19 protein-coding genes are annotated in these 18,014 nt (G+C 54.8%); 10 read left to right on the top strand and 9 right to left on the bottom strand.

Annotated elements, in window-relative coordinates:
* The first annotated feature begins 2 nt into the window (after positions 1-2).
* From mglC to JKP81_RS01955, 3 genes are all read left to right on the top strand, one after another.
* Positions 3-1,013, top strand: a complete 1,011-nt coding sequence (gene mglC, locus JKP81_RS01945) for a galactose/methyl galactoside ABC transporter permease MglC (RefSeq protein ID WP_017459789.1) — start codon at positions 3-5, stop codon at positions 1,011-1,013.
* A gap of 178 nt (positions 1,014-1,191) precedes the next feature.
* Positions 1,192-1,419 (top strand): hypothetical protein, encoded by a 228-nt coding sequence (locus JKP81_RS01950; RefSeq protein WP_200550406.1) that lies wholly within the window; start codon positions 1,192-1,194, stop codon positions 1,417-1,419.
* Positions 1,420-1,554: 135 nt separating this feature from the next.
* Positions 1,555-1,980: a hypothetical protein gene (locus tag JKP81_RS01955; RefSeq protein ID WP_200550407.1), complete on the top strand. Its 426-nt coding sequence runs from the start codon at positions 1,555-1,557 to the stop codon at positions 1,978-1,980.
* A gap of 4 nt (positions 1,981-1,984) precedes the next feature.
* Here JKP81_RS01955 and sanA read toward each other — a convergent pair whose 3' ends face one another.
* The 4 genes from sanA to JKP81_RS01975 form a co-directional block, all read right to left on the bottom strand.
* Complete coding sequence (gene sanA / locus JKP81_RS01960; RefSeq protein ID WP_017459792.1) at positions 1,985-2,704, bottom strand: outer membrane permeability protein SanA; 720 nt, start codon at positions 2,702-2,704, stop codon at positions 1,985-1,987.
* Positions 2,705-2,825: 121 nt separating this feature from the next.
* Positions 2,826-3,713: a cytidine deaminase gene (gene cdd / locus JKP81_RS01965; protein WP_200550408.1), complete on the bottom strand. Its 888-nt coding sequence runs from the start codon at positions 3,711-3,713 to the stop codon at positions 2,826-2,828.
* A gap of 129 nt (positions 3,714-3,842) precedes the next feature.
* Positions 3,843-4,538 (bottom strand): CidB/LrgB family autolysis modulator, encoded by a 696-nt coding sequence (locus JKP81_RS01970; RefSeq protein WP_200550409.1) that lies wholly within the window; start codon positions 4,536-4,538, stop codon positions 3,843-3,845.
* Positions 4,535-4,933, bottom strand: coding sequence for a CidA/LrgA family protein (locus tag JKP81_RS01975; RefSeq protein ID WP_045510813.1), 399 nt, complete (start codon positions 4,931-4,933; stop codon positions 4,535-4,537). The genes JKP81_RS01970 and JKP81_RS01975 overlap by 4 nt, the downstream gene beginning before the upstream one ends.
* A gap of 220 nt (positions 4,934-5,153) precedes the next feature.
* Between JKP81_RS01975 and dusC the strand changes: the two genes are divergently transcribed.
* A complete protein-coding gene (dusC, locus tag JKP81_RS01980) occupies positions 5,154-6,104 on the top strand; it encodes a tRNA dihydrouridine(16) synthase DusC (RefSeq protein WP_200550410.1) in 951 nt (316 codons plus the stop codon).
* 433 nt (positions 6,105-6,537) lie between these two features.
* Here the strand turns inward: dusC and JKP81_RS01985 are convergent, their stop codons facing one another.
* The gene (locus JKP81_RS01985) at positions 6,538-7,452 is read right to left on the bottom strand and encodes a LysR substrate-binding domain-containing protein (RefSeq protein WP_200550411.1); all 915 of its coding nucleotides are present in this window, start codon (positions 7,450-7,452) and stop codon (positions 6,538-6,540) included.
* Between the two features lie 73 nt (positions 7,453-7,525).
* Between JKP81_RS01985 and JKP81_RS01990 the strand changes: the two genes are divergently transcribed.
* A complete protein-coding gene (locus JKP81_RS01990) occupies positions 7,526-8,482 on the top strand; it encodes an MBL fold metallo-hydrolase (protein WP_200550412.1) in 957 nt (318 codons plus the stop codon).
* Between the two features lie 39 nt (positions 8,483-8,521).
* Here the strand turns inward: JKP81_RS01990 and yohP are convergent, their stop codons facing one another.
* Positions 8,522-8,608 (bottom strand): small membrane protein YohP, encoded by an 87-nt coding sequence (gene yohP / locus JKP81_RS23695; protein ID WP_017459799.1) that lies wholly within the window; start codon positions 8,606-8,608, stop codon positions 8,522-8,524.
* A gap of 106 nt (positions 8,609-8,714) precedes the next feature.
* Between yohP and JKP81_RS02000 the strand changes: the two genes are divergently transcribed.
* The gene (locus tag JKP81_RS02000; protein WP_200550413.1) at positions 8,715-9,488 is read left to right on the top strand and encodes an SDR family oxidoreductase; all 774 of its coding nucleotides are present in this window, start codon (positions 8,715-8,717) and stop codon (positions 9,486-9,488) included.
* Here the strand turns inward: JKP81_RS02000 and JKP81_RS02005 are convergent.
* Positions 9,485-10,069 (bottom strand): DedA family protein, encoded by a 585-nt coding sequence (locus JKP81_RS02005; RefSeq protein WP_200550414.1) that lies wholly within the window; start codon positions 10,067-10,069, stop codon positions 9,485-9,487. The two genes, JKP81_RS02000 and JKP81_RS02005, sit on opposite strands and share 4 nt — an antisense overlap.
* Before the next feature lie 170 nt (positions 10,070-10,239).
* Here JKP81_RS02005 and JKP81_RS02010 point away from each other — a divergent pair, with 170 nt between their 5' ends.
* On the top strand, positions 10,240-10,827 hold the full coding sequence (locus JKP81_RS02010) for a Yip1 family protein (RefSeq protein ID WP_017459802.1): 588 nt from the start codon (positions 10,240-10,242) through the stop codon (positions 10,825-10,827).
* 170 nt (positions 10,828-10,997) lie between these two features.
* A complete protein-coding gene (pbpG, locus tag JKP81_RS02015) occupies positions 10,998-11,942 on the top strand; it encodes a D-alanyl-D-alanine endopeptidase (protein WP_200550415.1) in 945 nt (314 codons plus the stop codon).
* Here the strand turns inward: pbpG and JKP81_RS02020 are convergent, their stop codons facing one another.
* Together JKP81_RS02020 and dld are read right to left on the bottom strand one after the other, a co-directional pair.
* Positions 11,943-12,497: a GNAT family N-acetyltransferase gene (locus tag JKP81_RS02020; protein ID WP_086868216.1), complete on the bottom strand. Its 555-nt coding sequence runs from the start codon at positions 12,495-12,497 to the stop codon at positions 11,943-11,945.
* A 101-nt stretch (positions 12,498-12,598) separates the two neighbouring features.
* Entirely contained in the window at positions 12,599-14,335 is a 1,737-nt protein-coding gene (dld, locus tag JKP81_RS02025; RefSeq protein ID WP_200550416.1) for a D-lactate dehydrogenase, read from the bottom strand.
* A 308-nt stretch (positions 14,336-14,643) separates the two neighbouring features.
* Between dld and bglX the strand changes: the two genes are divergently transcribed.
* On the top strand, positions 14,644-16,941 hold the full coding sequence (bglX, locus tag JKP81_RS02030) for a beta-glucosidase BglX (protein ID WP_044489420.1): 2,298 nt from the start codon (positions 14,644-14,646) through the stop codon (positions 16,939-16,941).
* Between the two features lie 149 nt (positions 16,942-17,090).
* A complete protein-coding gene (locus tag JKP81_RS02035; RefSeq protein WP_065370526.1) occupies positions 17,091-18,008 on the top strand; it encodes an ABC transporter substrate-binding protein in 918 nt (305 codons plus the stop codon).
* Positions 18,009-18,014 lie beyond the last annotated feature (6 nt).

Raw genomic sequence — 18,014 nt, forward strand, 5'->3', positions numbered from 1 at the left:
TCATGAGTGCGTTAAATAAGAAAACTTTTCTCACTTATCTGAAAGACGGCGGTATTTACGTTGTTCTTTTAGTGTTACTGGCCATTATCATTTTTCAGGATCCCACGTTCTTAAGTCTGCTGAACTTAAGTAATATTCTGACCCAATCCTCCGTGCGTATTATTATCGCGCTGGGCGTGGCGGGGCTGATTGTTACCCAAGGGACTGACCTTTCCGCCGGACGCCAGGTTGGCCTCGCGGCGGTAGTTGCCGCAACGCTGCTGCAATCGATGGAAAACGTCAACAAGGTCTTCCCGGATATGGCGACAATGCCGATTCCGGTGGTGATCCTGATTGTTTGCGCCATCGGTGCGGTGATTGGTCTGGTGAACGGTATCGTGATTGCATACCTGAACGTGACGCCGTTTATCACCACGCTGGGTACGATGATCATCGTTTACGGTATCAACTCCCTGTACTACGACTTTGTGGGCGCGTCGCCGATTTCCGGCTTCGACAGCGGCTTCTCGACCTTTACGCAGGGCTTTATTGCGCTGGGCAGTTTCCGGTTGTCGTATATCACCTTCTATGCGTTGATCGCCGTGGCGTTCGTCTGGGTGCTGTGGAACAAAACCCGCTTTGGCAAAAACATTTTCGCCATCGGTGGTAACCCGGAAGCGGCGAAAGTCTCCGGCGTTAACGTGGCGCTGAACCTGCTGATGATTTACGCGCTGTCCGGTGTGTTCTATGCCTTCGGCGGGATGCTGGAAGCGGGCCGTATCGGCTCTGCCACCAACAACCTTGGCTTTATGTATGAACTGGACGCCATCGCCGCCTGCGTGGTTGGCGGGGTCTCCTTCAGCGGCGGTGTGGGCACAGTGCTTGGCGTAGTGACCGGTGTGATTATCTTCACCGTCATCAACTACGGTCTGACCTATATCGGTATTAACCCGTACTGGCAGTACATCATCAAGGGCGGCATCATTATCTTCGCTGTGGCGCTGGATTCGCTGAAATACGCACGTAAAAAATAACGCCATCATCTATACCCGGCCCGCTCAACGAGCGGGCTTTTTTTTGCCTGTTTGCTGCCTTCTGCCATGGCTTAAACCCACTGCCTTGCGCCAAAAAACTTCGCTCTCGGCGAGTTGTTAAATTTTTTGCTTCGGTGCTACGCTCAATAAAGTCGCAATATTAATAAGGAGATTGGGGATGAACAGTGAGTGCGCATTTCCTGCACTTTCGGTGATTGGCTGGCAGGTTGGGGTGGTTGAAGATTTAGATGGTGTGGTCATGAAGTTTGGTTGCAGCACAGGCCCCTGCGGCGCGGGAGCAACAACGTTTGATTCGCCCTTTTTTAATTTAACGCCTGATATGGTGAGAAGCCTGATCTACGACCTTGAGCGTAGCCTGCAACAGCATGAGAGCAAAGTGGCCTGACGCTTCGCTTGCACTTCGGGTGCATTCCATGTGCCCGATATTTAAGTCAATTCTGAATGCCTGTATGCCCATAGCTACTTACGCTTGAAAGAATGAATCTGTGAATGATGTTGTATCCGCAGCTCAGGGGCGCTTATGAATTTTGTTTATTTTACTGTTGATAACTTACCGCATGAAAAAAACACTCCTGTTAACTTCTCTTTGAAAAATGTCGAACTGTTGCGCGATGGCGACGTGATTGCTTCACTTGGCGATATCAAAATCACGTCCTTGCCGTTCTTTTACTTTTGCCCGGTACCCACCGGCTTTCGCAAAATAGAGTTCAGAATGAAGAACAGCCCGCCAGCGCGAATTGTATGTAGCACAGGGTACTTAAAAAGCGGGGAATACCTGGTTAATACGCCGGACGGGGAGAAAGCATTGTCCTTCAACGCGTTAAATGGCCACTGGACGCTCGATAAAGCCAGCCGTGCGGTTATCGATCACCGCCATTTTGTGGAGCGGGGTTTTACGCTTGTCCGCCCAGTAAAAACCAACAGCCGCAACGCATCAATGAGCTAACGCTTCAGTTTTTTCCTTTCTTTTGCATATCGATAAGCTGCTCGGCGGTGACTGCCGGGTAGCCTTGCGCGTCGTCCGGCACTTCCTGCATTGACGGAATAGGCACCAGCGGGCCGAGGAAGCGAGGCTCACGCTTGAAGATGTAAAGATCGGCAATCGTGCCCAGCCGCGCACCAAACTCGCGTACGCGTACGCTCCACATATCTTTCGGCGACGGCACGGCGTAACACTGCGCCTGAATCCCCATATGCTGGGCGATAAACAGCGCGCGTTCACAATGGAAACGTTGGGTAATGATAATGAAATCGTTAGTGTCGAAGACTTTCCGGGTGCGCACTATCGAATCGAGCGTACGGAAACCGGCGTAATCCAGCACGATGTCGGCAGGATCGACACCAGCGGCAATCAAATCCTTACGCATGGTCATTGGTTCGTTGTAACTTTGCAGCGCGTTATCGCCGCTCAGCAACAGGTAGTTAACCTTGCCGCTGTTATACGCATTAAGCGCGCCCTGGATCCGGTAGCGATAATATTGATTGATAACGCCGGTGCGGTAGTACTTCGCGGTGCCGAGGACGACGCCGACCTGGCGCCAGGGAAGATCCTGCAAGTCGTCGTAAATGTAGGGGGCGGTTTTCCAGCTCATCCAGCGGTCTAGGCCAAGCGCAGTCAACAGTAGTAAGCCGATAAGGACTAACAAGCTGTAAGTAAAACGCTTTAACATGCAGCAGACTCGAACAGGATTAGAATGTCCCTCAGGCTACTTTACCCGTACGGCAAGCGCAAGAAACGGCAGTTCAATTGCGGGGTTTTTCATCACTGCGGGCGCGAACCCGCAGCGAGAATTATTTACTCAGCAAAACGCGTTCAACTTTATCACATCCCAGCGCGCGCAGCGTGGCGGCGGTGGCATCCCATTGGGTTAGCGGCGCATCGGCGCGTTCCGCCAGTACCGCGCGTTGAATATCCGCGTAATCAAAACCGCTAAGGCTAAGCAGATTCAGTGCGCCTTGCAACGGCGGCAGCGTTGGGTTGAAGGCGGCGTTTTCCGCATAGCTCCCACTGAAGATGCGCCCGTCGCGGCAAAGAATCGCCACGCCTGAGGGTGAAGTCGTGTAAGGCGAGTGGCTTTTATTGGCTGCATGAATGGCCGCCTGCGTTACCTCATCCCCGTTCAGTGAAAAACCGTGGTTCTGTTGATCCATTAACAGCGTTTTGATATCCAGATCTTTGGGACCAAACGCGTCCGGCAGGTAATCGCCCAGCGTATGCGGCGCGCGACCCGGCAGGTTAATGCGCAGATTCAGGCCGCTGTTCAGTTCATTCATAAACTGGCGGCAGTGGCCGCACGGCGTGTAGTTAACAGTGATGGAAGAGAGCGCTTTTTCACCGCGCAGCCAGGCATGGCTGATGGCGCTCTGCTCGGCATGCACGGTTTGTTGCATCGTCGCGCCAGCAAACTCCATATTGGCACCGAAGTACCATGTTCCGCTGACGCCACGCGCAATCGCACCCACGTTGAAATGGGAAAGGTCAGTGCGGGCGCAGGCGGCGGCGAGCGGCAGCAACGCAAACGCCAGCGCGTCCTCGTCCAGCCCCGTCGCGCTTTGCAAAGTTGCCACCTGCTCTGCGCTCAGCATGGCGGGGAAGTGATCATCCGCCAGCAGAGGAGCCAGTGCGGTCTGTAAATTCTCCGCAAGCCCGGAAAAAGCAGGGTGAAAACGTGAATGCATAGCTGTGCCTCATAGCAGTGTATTGGAATCGTAGTTTACGGGGCTGTATAGCCTCAATGTGTGATTCGCTTCACGCTGTATGTGCAACTTATGAAACTCAAATTAAAAATGCGCGACGTATCGCAAATTTTATCCCAGCAACGCGAGGATCACCGGGAACAGAAACGGTGCGACCAGCGAGGTGATAATCCCGCAAATCACTAGCGCCAGCGAACTGAATGCCCCTTCCTGATAATCCAGCTCGGCGCAGCGCGCGGTACCCAGCGCATGCGAGGCGGTGCCCATCGCCAGACCACGTGCTGATTTCGTGGTGATACGCATCAGGTTCAGCAAGGTATGGCCGAACACGGCGCCCAATACGCCAACAAAGATCACGCAGACCGCACTGATTGCCGGGATACCGCCAATGCTGCCGCCAACCGCCATTGCAATCGGTGTGGTGACGGATTTCGGTAATATCGACGCCGCAATTTCCGGTGTCGCGCCCATCAGCAGCGCAACGGCAGTACCGGAAAACATCGCCACCATGCTGCCGATAAAGCAGATCGTAATAATCGATTTCCAGCGGGCGCGAATTTGATGTAACTGCTCATAGAGCGGAAACGCCAGCGCGACAACAGCGGGTTGCAGCAGATCGTTAAGAATTTTACTGCCCTGGAAATAGTGGTCATACGGAATGCCCGTCACCAGCAGGATCGGGATTATCACCACCATCGCCACCAGCAGCGGGTTGAGCAGCGGCAGCTTGAAACGCGCGGCGAGTTTACGCGCGGCGAAAAACACCGCCAGCGTCAGCGGTAACGACCACCAGATATACGTCATCATTCTTTCTGACCTTTTTGTCCTGCCACTTTGCGCTCGCCGTGCACCAGATGGGTGCTCCAGCTCACCACCAAAAAGACGATAATTGTGCTCACCGCACAGGAAACAACAATCGGGCCGAACTGCGCGCGCAGCAGGTCGTAATATTGCATCACGCCTACGCCAATGGGCACGAACAGCAACGCCATATAACGGATCAAAATAAAGCAGCCGGGATTAACCCATTTGGCGGGCAGAATTTGCAGCGCCAGTAGCACGAACATAATCAGCATGCCGATAATGCTGCCCGGAATAGCAATAGGCAGCAGCGATGAAACAAAAATGCCTGCGTAGAGACAAGCGTAAATAAGCACAAACGCACGAAGATACTGCCAGATAATATTCAGTGAGTTACTCATGGTGAAAGCCCTTGTCGAAACGCATTCATCATACAATTAAAGCTAAAAACGTGCTACTGATCACATCATGAATTGTGAGCATACCAAACATTCCATTCAGGAACGTTATGCATTCCCACAAGATTTACCGCCAGGCGTAGCCCAAAGTGTAGTGAAGAAAGGCACTTTCCACGTCTGAACAGAGACGCTACTATGGCGCCTCTTTTTTATGGGGCGAGATATGCGTGTATTACTGGCGCCGATGGAAGGCGTGCTCGATTCGCTGGTGCGCGAGCTGCTGACCGAGGTTAATGATTACGATTTGTGCATCACCGAATTCTTACGCGTGGTGGATCAACGCCTGCCGGTAAAATCCTTCTATAAAATCTGCCCTGAACTGCATCGTCAAAGCCGCACGCCTTCCGGTACGCTGGTGCGTATTCAACTCTTAGGGCAATACCCGCAGTGGCTGGCGGAAAATGCGGCGCGCGCGGTTGAACTGGGCTCCTGGGGCGTCGATCTCAACTGCGGTTGCCCGTCGAAGCTGGTCAACGGCAGCGGCGGCGGCGCGACGTTGCTCAAAGATCCTGAGCTTATTTACCGTGGCGCAAAAGCGATGCGTGAAGCGGTGCCGTCGCACCTGCCGGTGACGGTAAAAGTGCGGCTGGGCTGGGACAGCCCCGCACGCGCGTTTGAAATTGCCGATGCGGTGCAGCAGGCCGGCGCCAGCGAACTGGCGGTTCACGGGCGCACTAAAGAAGAGGGCTACAAAGCGGAGTGTATCAACTGGCACGCCATCGGCAAGATCCGCAAGCGCTTAACCATTCCGGTGATTGCCAACGGCGAGATCTGGGACTGGCAAAGTGCGCAGGATTGTATGGCTGCCACTGGCTGCGATGCGGTGATGATTGGTCGCGGCGCGCTGAATGTGCCCAATCTGAGCCGGGTGGTGAAATATAACGAACCGCGTATGCCGTGGCCGGAGGTTGTCGAATTGTTGGCGAAATATTCACGGCTGGAAAAGCAGGGCGATACCGGTTTGTATCACGTTGCGCGCATCAAACAGTGGCTCGGCTATTTACGCAAAGAATATCTTGAGGCCAGCGAGCTGTTTACCGAGATCCGCGCCTATAAACATTCCGCCGATATCGCACAAGCAATCGCTCGCCAGCGCAGCCGCATTGGCGTCTGACTCGTGCCGATGAACCTTTCGCAGGCTGTCTCGTTATTCGCCCGAATAAAGCTGGTTTGAAGTGCGGTGTGAATTGTTACTGCGCAGGCAGGCGAAACCTGATCATCTGGCAACTGCCGGAGGTCAGGTTTTTTTGTTTCCGGGGTCGGAATGAATAGCGCCAAAATAGTAAACCACGTTGTTGTCGTGGCGCCGGGCGGCAGCCGCGCGCACAAGTGGTGATAAGTTACACCTGGTGAAAACCGGTTGATCTGGAAAGCGTCGCCAAAGCGGAGAGCGCCGGGCGTTACGGTTTTATTGATGTCGAGCGCGATGATAACGGCAACGGCACCCAGGCCGCGCAGCCGTAAGAACAGTTTTTACGGGTATCTCGCCAGTAACGGCGAGAGTCTGAAATAACACACGCTCTGCCCGCTGAAACCGGGCAGACGCGTCAGTTAAGGCGTTTCGCGATAAATTCTTTCAGCCACATTACCGCCGGATCGCTGCTGTGGCGCTGATGCCACAGCATCGCCACCTCAATTGGCTGCACATCCAGCGGCAGCGGGCTGCTGGCAAACCCTCGCGTGCGCTGCCACTCCTGCGCCAGACCTGCTGGTACGGTCGCGAGTGCGGGCATGGTCTCCAGTAATCCCGGCAGGGCGGCGAAGTGCGGCGTAGTGTAGTGGATGCGGCGCTGATGGCCGGTTTTTGCCAGCAACGTGTCGAAGTGGCTGCTGGTGGCTTCCCGGTAGCTGACCATTAAATGCGGCTGTGCGGCAAAAGTATCGATATCCAGCGGTGCGCTCAACGCCAGCTGTTGCGGGTGCCAGAGCGTGATAAACGGCATGGTGGTCAGCACTTCGCGCTCCAGCCAGCGCGGCCCGGCCTCGGCGACGCTTATTGCCATATCCATTTCGCCGCCTTCCAGCCGACCGGCATCGCTGAACGGATCGCTGGCCACCACATTCAGACGCATACCGGGCGCGGCCTGTTGCAGCGCCGGGATCAACTTTGGCATCAACCACATTTCCACCCAGTCCGCCATGCCGAGCGTCAGCGTAACGTTCGCCGTTTGTGGATCAAAGGCTGTTTGCTGAAACAGCGCGCTTTGCAACTGCTCCAGCAACGGCAGCAGCTCGGTATGCAGCTCTACGGCGCGCGCGGTAGGCTGCATTTTATGGCCGCTACGAATAAACAGCGGATCGTCAAACAAGGTGCGCAGGCGCGACAGCACACCGCTCACCGCCGGTTGGCCCAGATGCAACTTATCCGCCGCCGCAGAAACGCTCTGTTCGCGAAACAGCACGGCAAAGGCGATCAATAAGTTAAGATCGATTTTGCGGAAATCATTCTCTTTGATAGTCATTATTGCTCCAATCAATTGGAGTGATAGTAGCCGTTGCCGGATACTGGCGCAATGAAAACGACTGGAGAAGAGTATGAAACATTATCCACTTCTGTTGGCGCTGGCGACGGCGAGTTTGAGTTTTGGCACTATTGCTGCCACACCGCTCTCAACGCACCAGCCGCAAGCGCCGGGTTTTTACCGCATGGCAATGGGCGACTGGCAAATCACCGCCGTTTCCGATGGCACCGTAGCGGTGCCGTTTGACAAACTGCTGACCAATATTACCCCGGAGCAGTTGCAGGAACGGATGGCGCAGGCCAGTTTACCCGTCAATGCCGAAACCTCGATCAACGCCTTTGTGATTAACACCGGTAAGCAGTTGATTCTGGTGGATGCCGGTGCCGGGCAGTTGTTTGGCGACGCGGGCGGTCATCTGCCGGAAAACCTGCGCGCGGCGGGCATTGATCCGGCCACCATTGATACGGTGCTGTTGACGCATATTCATGCCGATCATTCAGGCGGTGTGCAGCGCGACGGCAAACCGGTATTTGCGAATGCCACCGTGCGGGTCGATCAGCGGGATGTCGATTTCTGGCTCAACCCGGCACATGAAAAAGAGGTGGAAGAGGGGCAGCGCCATACTTTTGCGGAATCCGAGCGCTCACTGCGCCCGGTGATGGATGCCGGTAAGCTCAGCCCCTTCCGCGCGCCAACGCAAATTATCCCCGGCATTGAAGCGATCCCGGCACCAGGTCATACGCCAGGTAGCGTGATTTACCGCGTCACTCACGGCGGTAAGACGCTGATGTTGTGGGGCGATATTATTCATGCGCATCCGGTGCAACTGCCGCAGCCGGAAGTGGCAATCCATTTCGATGTTAACCAGCAGCAGGCGGTTAAAACCCGTGAAAATGTGCTGGCGCAGGTCGCGCGCGAAGGGGACTGGGTGGCAGCGGCGCATATTGCTTTTCCCGGTATCGGTAAAGTGATGAAAGCGGAGAACGGCTATCGCTGGGTGCCGGTGAATTACAGCGCGAAGGGGAATTAATCCGTAATGCCGGGTAGCGGGCGCTACCCGGCGGCACAGTTAGAAGATCATCTTAAATACGCCGGTGACCACCAGCAGACCAATCAGAAAGATAATCAGGATTGCCCAAAGCAATATCTTCATCATTTTCTTCGTCCTTTTTATATGCGGGTAGTTAAAAGCGTAGGCAATCTCACGCAGTTGTGCCTTTTTCCTATACTTACCTGTCTATTTGTTAACCAGAGGACGACCTATGCCTGTAACTAAAGTTGCGATTGTGACCGCCGCCGATTCCGGGATTGGCCGACAGTGTGCGCTGATGCTGGCGGAACAGGGATTTGATATCGGTATTACCTGGCATTCGGACGAAAATGGCGCGAAAGAGGCTGCGTTGCATGTTGAGGATTTTGGGCAGCGGGCGGAAACCATCCACCTCGATCTCAGCCAGTTGCCGGAAGGTGCGCAGGCGATTGAGACGTTGATTTCCCGTTTCGGGCGCATTGATGTACTGGTGAATAACGCCGGGGCGATGAGCAAAGCCCCGTTTCTTGATATGAAATTTGAGGACTGGCGCAGCATTTTCACCGTGGATGTCGACGGCGCGTTTCTCTGCTCGCAAATCGCCGCCAGGCATATGGTGCAGCAGGGGCAGGGCGGGCGCATCGTCAATATCACCTCGGTGCACGAGCACACGCCGTTGCCGGACGCCAGCGCCTATACCGCCGCCAAACACGCGCTCGGCGGGTTAACCAAATCGATGGCGCTGGAGCTGGTGGATCACAATATTCTGGTGAACGCCGTCGCGCCGGGGGCGATAGCCACGCCGATGAATAACATGCGCGATGAAGATGCAAAACCGGGTTCGTTGCCCATTGTTCCGCTGACAAGACCGGGCACCACCAAAGAGATAGCCAGCATGGTCGCCTGGCTCTGTTCAGAACATGCCAGCTACACCACCGGACAATCGTTGATTATTGATGGCGGATTTATGCTGGCTAATCCGCAGTTCAAACCGAAAACGGCTTAGTCGTTTGACGCGTTGCGCTGGCGTTTTTTCCGCCGATGATGGAACCACCAGCGCAGCGCAACTACCAGCACGATGGCGAGAATCAGCCAGATCCAGCGTTTTACATGCTGGTCGAACTGGTGCAGCCACGGGCCAATCACTTCCCCGCCTACGTAACCGAGCGTGGTAAACAGCAGCGCCCAGACGATGGCGCCAACAATGTTGAGCGGCAGAAAAATTTTCGGTCGCAAACGGCTGGTACCAATCAACAGCGGGCCAATAATGCGAAAGCCGTACATAAAACGTGAGCCGATAACAAACAGGTAGGGATGGCGGCGAATAAGCGACTGCGCCTGGTGGATTTTGTCCCGGTGGCGGGAGAAGCGGCGCAGGATTTTCGTGCCGTAGCGTCTGCCGACGAGATAAAGCAGCTGATCGCCGATCATGCCGCCAAGCGCCACGGATACCACCACCAGCCAGAACCGTAACAGCCCCTGGTGCGCGGCAACACCGCCCAGCAGGGTAATTGTTTCCCCTTCAGCCACACTGCCAATCACCAGCGCGGCGTAGCCGTACTGGCTAATCAGATGATTGATATCCATTGTTTTTACGTCCTCCCGGTAAAACGCTTATAAGCATACACCCGATATTGCGCCTTCGCCGGAATGACGCCGTTTCGTTGTCGCGGCATTTTTGTTGCTGTACAAAAAATAATCGTAATAGTGAATTATACTGACAGTGTCGATGTTCGGGCTGTCAGCGAGGGGGCGTTATGAACCATGTCTGGGGACTCTTTTCCCATCCCGATCGTGAAATGCAGGTTATCAAGGGCGAAAACGAGACAATTTCGCATCACTACACTCACCATGTATTAATCATGGCGGCGATTCCGGTTGTTTGCGCGTTTATTGGTACCACGCAAATCGGCTGGAATTTTGGCGAAAACAGTGTGGTGACGCTGTCATTGTTTACCGGTTTCTATCTGGCTGTGCTGTTCTATGCGTTGATGCTGGCAGGCGTGGCGGTGATGGGCCGCGTTATCTGGTGGATGGCGCGTAGCTTGCCGCAGCGGCCTTCATTAGGACGCTGTATGGTATTCGCCGGTTATGTGGCGACGCCGCTGTTTCTCAGTGGGATTGTGGCGCTCTATCCACTGGTGTGGCTCTGCGCGCTGGTGGGGACGGTGGCGCTGTTTTATACCGGTTACTTACTGTATGTCGGTATCCCGACCTTCCTGAATATCAATAAAGAAGAGGGGTTGAGTTTCTCAAGCTCGACGCTGGCGATCGGGGTGCTGGTGCTCGAAGTGCTGCTGGCGCTGACGGTGATCCTGTGGGGTTACGGTTACCGCCTGTTCTAAACCTGTTGCGTTGCTGGCGTAAATGTCGGCAACGCAATCTCTCGCAACGATTATCCTCTGGCGACAACCCTGCGTGGCGGCTATTATGCCAAAGCCAGCTCTGTTATTGCTCCGGCTGACAGAAGCGGTGTGCGTAATAACGTGCGTGAATAATTTTCAGAAGTCTCACCATGCAGAAATTTCGAGTTTCCTTATTAAGCCTGGCGTTAATCCTGGCTGCGCCCGTGGCGCCGTTTGCCGTCGCGAAAACCACAGCGGCGACCACCGCCGCACAACCTGAAATCGCTTCAGGTAGCGCGATGATTGTCGATCTGCAAACCAATCAGGTTATCTACTCCAGCCACCCTGATCTGGTGCGTCCTATTGCTTCCATTACCAAGCTGATGACGGCGATGGTGGTGCTGGATGCGCACCTGCCGCTGGATGAGAAACTCAAAGTGGATATCAGCCAGACGCCGGAGATGAAAGGGATCTATTCTCGCGTGCGCCTCAATAGCGAAATCAGCCGTAAAGATATGCTGCTGCTGGCGCTGATGTCCTCGGAAAACCGCGCGGCAGCAAGCCTTGCGCACCACTATCCGGGCGGTTATAACGCCTTTATCGCGGCGATGAACGCCAAAGCGAAAGCGTTAGGCATGAGCAATACGCGCTATGTTGAACCTACGGGGCTGTCGATTCACAACGTCTCGACCGCACGCGATCTGAGCAAGCTGCTGATTGCCACCAAACAGTATCCGCTGATTGGTCAGCTCAGTACCACGCGTGAAGAGATGGCGACCTTTGCCAACCCGGCGTACACGCTGCCGTTTCGCAATACTAACCACCTGGTGTACCGCGATAACTGGAACATTCAGTTGACCAAAACCGGCTTTACCAATGCGGCAGGGCACTGCCTGGTGATGCGCACCGTGATCAACAACAAACCGGTGGCGCTGGTGGTGATGGATGCGTTTGGCAAATTTACCCACTTTGCCGATGCCAGCCGTTTACGTACCTGGATTGAAACCGGCAAAGTGCAGCCGGTTCCGGCGTCTGCATTAAGCTATAAGCGCCAGAAAGCGGCGCAGATGGCGCAAAACCCGTCTGCGGGTGAGCAGACCGCGCAAAACGATTAATTATTCCGGCAGCGTCCAGTCACCGTCGTTGAGTGGACGCTGCATAATCAGCGTATCCCGCCAGTCGCCTTTCTTGTAGCCGACGCTTCGCAACTGCCCGGCAATCTCAAAACCGTGCTTTTTATGCAGCCGCAGCGAACCCGAATTATTGTTGCCATCGCCAATCACCGCAATCAGTTGCCGCCACGGGCCCTCTTCGCAGCGTGCGATCAATGCGCTCATCAACGTACTGCCAATGCCGCGTCCGGTCATGCTGGCATCCACGTAAATCGACTCTTCAAGGGTATAGCGATACGCCTCGCGGGGACGGTAATAACCTGCATAGCAATACCCGACCACGATGCCGTGATAGAGCGCCACCATCCACGGCAAACCCTCTTTCGCGATGCGATTCATGCGGGTGCGCATTTCATCAATAGTGGGCGGGACTTCTTCAAAGGAGGCGCGGCCGTGCAGAACATGCCAGGCGTAAAGCGAGGCGATGGCGTGAACGTCGTCAGGGCAGGCGTCGCGCACTACCACCGCAGGACCGGATAAGATATCGACAGCTGACATGACGGGTGTGCTCCTTCAAAGCAGGCGGCCATAGAAACGTTTCTCTGGCGCTGTTCGCTACTCTATTACGAAAGGAGCACACAATACAGCCCGTCGCCGGGTTATTTCATCGCCGTTGACGATGCGTTATCCGTAACAGATTCTTCCTGCCAGAACTTACGTTTGCTGGTTTTACCGATGCCGGGGTTCATGCTGTTTGTCGGGTCGTTTTCTTTATAAAAACGTTTTAATGGTTCGGCGGCTTCATACAGATGCCCGACGTTATGTTCGGCCGGATACTGCGCGCCACGCTGGCGTAACAGTTCCAGCATTTGCTCTTTCAGCGCATGGGCATCCACGCCTTTTTTCACAATGTAATCCTGGTGGAAAACATGGCACATAAAGTGGCCATAATAGAGCTTATGCACCAGTTGGCTGTCGATTTCCGGCGGCAGATGCTCAAACCAGTCGCTGTCATTGCGGCGCAGCGCGATATCCAGCGCCAGAATATCTTCCACTTCATCGGCATGGACCGCCTGGTAACGAATTGCCGCACCGGCGGCAGCAAAGCGGTGTAAAAATGCTTTGCTCCCTTCTTCCGGTGTGCAGACAAAGAAATCACCCTCGGCACTGGCAAAGTAGGTTTTCAGCCAGTTTTCTGCTTCCGCAATGCCATCGCCGGACATTTTCAGCAGCAGGTGGTGTTCATATTTATCGCGCCACGCTTTCATGCGCGGTGGCAGGTGAGACGGGAAAAAGCCGCTGATTTTTTGCAATGAGCGATCAATAAAATGCGGCTTAAATACCGTCGCCTTTTCCAGCAGCGCTTCGGTGCGGCCTTTCATGGTGAAGAAGAACGGCATTTTATCGGTGCCGAGTTTATCGATCATCAGGAAGGTGTCTTTGCCGTAGCGCTCGGCGATATCGTAAATATCGCGATGCATATACTCCCCGGCGACCGGCAGGTGTTCGAAGTTCGCCAGAATATGACGACGCATCTCCGCCAGCACTGCCGTTTGATTCGTGCCGATGTAGAAGACTTGCTGGCGTGTTTCGGCCGGGAAAGTGTCCAGACGCACGGCGAAAACTGCCAGTTTCCCCGCGCAACCGGAAGATTCAAACAGGCGCTGCGGGTCGGCGTTGTAACGCGCCGGGGTGTCGGCATCGACATCGCGTACGCGGGTTACGTAATCATGATCGTGGCCGTGGCGCTGGTCGTGCAGCACGTCGCTATCGCTAACTCGATCGTCATCAAGCTTGCTGAGGATCTGCTCCGGCGTTTCCCCCAGAGAAATACCTAAATGGTTCACCAGCACCAGTTTGCCCTGCTCATCGATACGCGCGAACAGCGACATTTCGGTGTAGGCCGGGCCGCGTTGTACCAGCGAACCGCCGGAGTTATTGCAGATGCCGCCAATCACCGATGCGCCAATGCATGAGGAGCCGATCACCGAATGCGGTTCGCGGCCCAGCGGTTTAAGCGCTTTTTCCAGCGAATAGAGCGTGGTACCAGGGTAGGCCAGCACCTGTTCGCCGTTATCCAGCAGGTGCAACTTATCAAGGCGCAGGGTACTGATAATCACGATTTCCCGGTCATAATCATTGCCGTTTGGCGTCGAACCTTCTGTCAGCCCGGTGTTCGCCGCCTGCATCAGAATAATTTTATCGGCGTTAACGCAAGCCTGCAGAACGCGCCACAATTCGACCAGCGAACCGGGAAAAACCACCGCCAGCGCATTGCCCTGACCAGAACGAAAGCCTTTACGATAGCGGGCCGTTTTGGCCGGGTCGGTAAGCAGGTGAGAAGCGCCAACCAGCCGTTTGAGTTCGCTGATAAAGGCGTTGTTTGGATGTGACATTATCCACTCCTTGTGGCTAATCATTGTTCAATACACTTCATTCTTCGGGCCGCCTTTGAGTGGCGTTGGCACCCGGAAGCTTATCTCAGTAAGCCTCATAAGAATGTGAAGACCTGCCGCTTTGGCGCGTTATGCATGATGACGTGTAAAGTGCGCATTAATGTTAGCCCTGTAAAACCAAACGGGGGAGCGAATTCGCATAAAAATCAGAGTCCCACTCTGCAACACGTGCCAGGATTATGGCACACTGCGTTTCTTTCGCGGCCAGTGACCGCGGTTATGGGTGAAAAAACAAGAGAGTAAACGACATGAAATGGCTATGTTCTGTAGGTGTCGCTGTGAGCCTCGCGCTGCAACCAGCGCTGGCGGAAGAGATGTTCGGCAACCATCCGCTGACGCCAGAAGCAAGGGATGCGTTTGTCACTGAGTTGCTCAAGAAAATGACGGTCGATGAAAAAATCGGCCAGCTGCGTTTAATCAGCGTCGGACCGGATAACCCAAAAGAAGCCATTCGCGACATGATCAAAGCAAGCCAGGTCGGCGCGATTTTTAACACCGTCACCCGGCAGGATATTCGCGCCATGCAGGATCAGGCGATGCAGCTAAGCCGCCTGAAAATCCCTCTGTTTTTCGCCTATGACGTGGTACACGGCCAGCGTACCGTTTTTCCGATTAGCCTCGGTCTTGCCTCCAGCTTTAACCTTGATGCGGTCAAAACGGTCGGCCGCGTTTCAGCCTATGAAGCCGCTGATGACGGCCTGAATATGACCTGGGCGCCGATGGTCGATGTCTCGCGCGATCCGCGCTGGGGCCGCGTTTCCGAAGGGTTTGGCGAAGATACGTACCTGACCTCTGAAATGGGGCGCACCATGGTAGAAGCGATGCAGGGCAAAAGCCCGGCGGATCGCTACGCGGTGATGACCAGCGTGAAACACTTCGCCGCCTATGGCGCGGTAGAAGGCGGTAAAGAGTACAACACCGTTGATATGAGCCCGCAGCGCCTGTTCAACGACTATATGCCGCCTTACAAAGCCGCGCTGGACGCTGGCAGCGGCGGCGTAATGGTGGCGCTGAACTCGCTTAACGGCACGCCGGCGTCATCCGACTCGTGGTTGTTAAAAGATCTGCTGCGTGATGAGTGGGGCTTTAAAGGCATCACCATTTCCGATCACGGGGCGATTAAAGAGCTGATTAAACACGGCACCGCCGCCGACCCGGAAGACGCCGTGCGCGTGGCGCTGAAGTCCGGCATCAACATGAGTATGAGTGATGAGTACTACAGCAAATATCTGCCGGGCCTGGTGAAATCCGGCAAAGTGACGATGGCGGAGCTGGATGATGCCACCCGCCACGTGCTGAATGTGAAATACGATATGGGGCTGTTTAACGATCCGTACAGCCACCTGGGACCGAAAGAGAGCGACCCGAAAGACACCAATGCCGAAAGCCGTCTGCACCGCAAAGAAGCGCGTGAAGTGGCGCGCGAAAGCATGGTGCTGCTGAAAAACCGTCTGGAAACGCTGCCGTTGAAAAAATCGGGCACCGTGGCGGTGGTTGGCCCGCTGGCCGACAGCAAACGTGATTCGATGGGCAGCTGGTCTGCGGCAGGCGTTGCCGATCAGTCCGTTACCGTGCTGACCGGTATTCGCAACGCGCTGGCCGGTAAAGGGGAAGTGGTGTACGCCAAAGGGGCAAACATCACCAATGACAAAGATATTGTTAATTTCCTCAATCTTTATGAACCGGCGGTGGTTGTCGATCCGCGCTCACCGCAAGCGATGATTGATGAAGCGGTTGCCGCGGCGAAAAAATCCGACGTGGTTGTTGCGGTTGTCGGTGAAGCGCAGGGCATGGCGCATGAAGCTTCCAGCCGTACCGATATCACCATTCCGCAGAGCCAGCGCGATTTGATTGCCGCGCTGAAAGCCACCGGTAAGCCACTGGTGCTGGTGCTGATGAACGGTCGTCCGCTGGCGCTGGTGAAAGAGGATCAGCAAGCCGACGCGATTCTGGAAACCTGGTTTGCCGGGACCGAAGGCGGCAACGCCATTGCCGATATTCTGTTTGGTGATTACAACCCGTCCGGCAAACTGCCGATGTCCTTCCCGCGCTCTGTCGGGCAGATCCCTGTCTATTACAGCCACCTCAACACCGGGCGTCCGTATGATGCCGATAAACCGAACAAATACACCTCTCGTTACTTCGACGAAGCGAACGGCCCGCTCTATCCGTTTGGTTATGGCCTGAGCTACACCACCTTCAAGGTTTCTGACGTGAAGATGTCTGCACCGTCGATGACGCGCACTGGCAAAGTGACCGCCAGCGTAGAAGTGACTAACACCGGCAAACGCGAAGGTGAAACGGTTATTCAGATGTATTTGCAGGATGTCACCGCGTCAATGAGCCGCCCGGTCAAACAACTGCGCGGCTTTGATAAGGTGAACCTGAAACCGGGCGAAACCCAAACCGTCAGCTTCCCGATCGATATTAATGCGCTGAAATTCTGGAACCAGAAGATGAAGTACGATGCGGAGCCAGGTAAATTCAATGTCTTTATCGGCGTTGATTCCGCGCGCGTTAACCAGGGTGAGTTTGAACTGCGTTAACCGCTCACAGGCCGGGAAACCGGCCTGATTTTCCTCGCTATACCTTATTCCTTTATCGTTTAACCTTCTAAGGCGACAAAGCCGCTATTTTTCGGCTACGCTCTTTTCTCAAGCTGCTGAAAAAGTCAGTAAAAAATGAGGGAAGTACAATGACAATCATGAAAAAGATTGCGTGCTCAATAGGGTTGATGGCCGCGGTGAGTCTGCCGTTGCAGGCGGCGGAGCCAGTAAAGGTCGGCTCCAAAATTGATACCGAAGGCGCGCTGCTGGGCAATATCATTTTGCAGGTTCTGGAAAGTCACGGCGTAAAAACGGTCAATAAAGTGCAGCTCGGCACTACACCAGTGGTGCGCGGCGCGATCACCTCTGGCGAGCTGGATATTTATCCGGAGTATACCGGTAACGGCGCGTTCTTCTTTAAAGATGAGAACGATGCTGCGTGGAAAAACGCGCAGCAGGGCTACGAGAAAGTCAAAAAGCTGGATGCTGAAAAAAATAAGCTGGTATGGCTAACTCCCGCCCCGGCGAATAACACCTGGACTATCGCGGTGCGTCAGGATTTGGCGCAGAAAAACAAGCTTAACTCGCTTGAGGATCTGAGCCGCTACCTGAAACAGGGCGGTGACTTTAAGCTCGCCGCTTCGGCTGAATTCATTGAGCGCACCGATGCGCTGCCCGCCTTTGAAAAAGCCTATGACTTTAAGCTGAAACAGGATCAGCTGCTGTCGCTGGCTGGTGGCGATACGGCGGTAACCATTAAAGCGGCGGCACAGCAAACCTCCGGCGTCAATGCGGCAATGGCCTACGGTACGGATGGCCCGGTGGCAGCACTCGGTCTGCAAACCCTGAGCGATCCGAAAGGTGTGCAACCCATTTATGCGCCGACGCCAGTGGTGCGTGAATCTGTGCTGAAAGCCTACCCGGAACTAGATACGTGGCTGAAACCGGTGTTTGCCAGCCTGGATGAGAAAACGTTGCAAAAACTCAACGCCAGCATTGCGGTTGAGGGGCTGGATGCGAAGAAAGTCGCGGCAGACTATCTGAAAGAAAAAGGCCTGGTGAAATAATTACCC

Source organism: Kosakonia sp. LAM2021 (assembly GCF_016620385.1).
Lineage (GTDB): Bacteria > Pseudomonadota > Gammaproteobacteria > Enterobacterales > Enterobacteriaceae > Kosakonia > Kosakonia sacchari.